Here is a 2,109-nt window from a genome sequence, read left to right as displayed (position 1 = left end):
CCGACGACCTGACCGCCGAGGACCAGCCGATGGGGGCGGCGGCCTCGGCCGAGGCTGCGAGCGCCCCCATCGGCTGGTCCTCGGCGGTCAGGTCGTCGGCCCGCGGCGCGAGCGTCAGCCGATCCGCCGGCCCGGCCGCGGTGCCGTCGGCGGCGATCTCGTTCACAGCCATGCCCTGGTAGGACGCCAGTTCGCCCCCCGGATTGTCCGGAGCGGTCCGCGCCGGGCCCTCGAGCGCCTGGATCACCGGAACGCCGCGCACATCCCTTACGGCAAGGTCGTAGGCCCAGACGCCCAGCCCGACGATCAGCGCGACCGAGGTCAGCGCCCCGGCGCCGCGCACCCACGTCTGGCCCTGCGGAACGCGCAGGGCCGCAACCGGCCTTTGTGGTGGATAGACACCGAAGGTGCCGAACTCGTCATAGTCAGCGTCCGCCATGCTCTGCCTCGCTCGCGGCGCGGGCCGGTGTTCCGGCTCCGACCGCCCTTGCCTGTGAGGCCCCGGACGGCGGCGCGCCTTGGTCAGCGCATCTCTTCCGCAGGGGTCACGCCAAGGATACCAAGACCGGCGGAAATGACAACGCCCGCGGCCCGCGCCAGCGCGATTTTCGCCCGCGAGACGTCCGCGTCTTCCTGAATGAAGCGCAGGGCCGCGTCCTCGTTGCCGCGGTTCCACAGCGCGTGGAGGTCGGAGGCCAGCTCGTAGAGGTAGAAAGCGACGCGGTGCGGTTCCTGCCCGCGCGCGGCGATCTCCACCAGACGCGGCCACTCGGCGATCTTCTTCGCCAGCGCAAGCTCCGCCTCGTGGGCGAGATGCCCGAGGTCGGCGCGGGCGAGCGTGGCGTCGGTGGCCACGATCCCCGCCTCGGTCGCCTTGCGGACGACCGAGCAGACCCGGGCGTGGGCGTACTGGACGTAGAAGACCGGGTTATCCTTCGATTGCTCCAGCACCTTGTCGAAGTCGAAGTCGAGCGCCGCGTCGTTCTTGCGCGTCAGCATGACGAAGCGGGTCACGTCCGGGCCGGCCTGCTCGACCACGTCGCGCAGCGTGACGAATGTCCCCGCCCGCTTCGACATCTTGAAGGGCTCGCCGTTCTTGAAGAGCTTGACGAGCTGGATGAGCTTCACCTCCAGGGGCACCCTGCCGCCCGAGAGCGCCGAGACCACGGCCTTCAGCCGCTTCACATAGCCGCCGTGATCGGCGCCGAGGACGTCGATCAGCTGGTCGAACCCGCGGCTCACCTTGTCCCAGTGATAGGCGATGTCGGGGGCGAAGTAGGTCCAGGACCCGTCCGACTTCCTGACCGGCCGGTCGACGTCGTCGCCGTGCGCGGTGGAGCGGAAGAGCGTCTGCTCGCGCTCCTCCCAGTCCTCGGGCAGCTTGCCCTTCGGCGGCTCCAGCACGCCTTCGTAGATGAGCCCCATGCCGCGCAGGGCTGCGATCGCCTCCTCGATCTTGCCCGAGGCGGTGATGGCCTTCTCCGAGGAGAAGACATCCATCTTCACCCCGAGCAGCGCGAGGTCCTCGCGGATCATCTGCATCATCTCGGCGGTGGCGAACTCGCGCACCGGGGCGAGCCAGTCGGCTTCGGGCCTCTCGAGCAGCGCATCGCCGAACTTCGCCTTCAGCGCCTCGCCGACCGGGATCAGGTAGTCGCCGGGGTAAAGGCCCTCGGCGATTTCCGGCGAAAGCCCGTGGGCCTCGCGGTAGCGTTCGTAGGCCGACCGCGCCAGCACGTCGACCTGCGCGCCGGCGTCGTTGATGTAGTATTCGCGCGTGACCTCGTGGCCCGCGAAGTCCAGGAGCGCGGCCAGCGCGTCGCCGAAGACGGCGCCGCGGGTGTGGCCGACATGCATGGGGCCGGTGGGATTGGCCGAGACGAACTCGACATTGACCCTGACGCCCCGCCCCATCGTGCTGCGACCATAATCCCGGCCCTCGACGAGGGCGGCGCGGACGATGGCGCGCCAGCTCTCGGGCGACAGGCGGAGGTTCAGGAACCCGGGTCCTGCCACCTCGGCCGAGACGATGCGCGGGTCCGCGGTCAGGCGCGCGGCCAGCGCTTCGGCGATCGCGCGCGGCGGCTGGCCGGCGGGCTTGGCCAGCAC

The 2,109-nt window shown here is 70.6% G+C and carries 1 protein-coding gene and 1 pseudogene; both read right to left on the bottom strand.

Annotation, left to right across the window (positions count from 1 at the left end):
• Nucleotides 1-439 (bottom strand): annotated as a pseudogene (locus F9K34_RS18745) (SPOR domain-containing protein); the annotation flags it as partial.
• 83 nt (nt 440-522) lie between these two features.
• On the bottom strand, nt 523-2,109 hold a 1,587-nt coding region (gene argS, locus F9K34_RS18740; RefSeq protein ID WP_291338617.1), incomplete at its 5' end, for an arginine--tRNA ligase.

The organism is Albidovulum sp., from assembly GCF_008933605.1.
GTDB lineage: Bacteria > Pseudomonadota > Alphaproteobacteria > Rhodobacterales > Rhodobacteraceae > Albidovulum.
The sequence above is the reverse complement of the archived record's forward strand: the minus strand, read 5'-3'. Positions and strand labels throughout refer to the sequence as shown.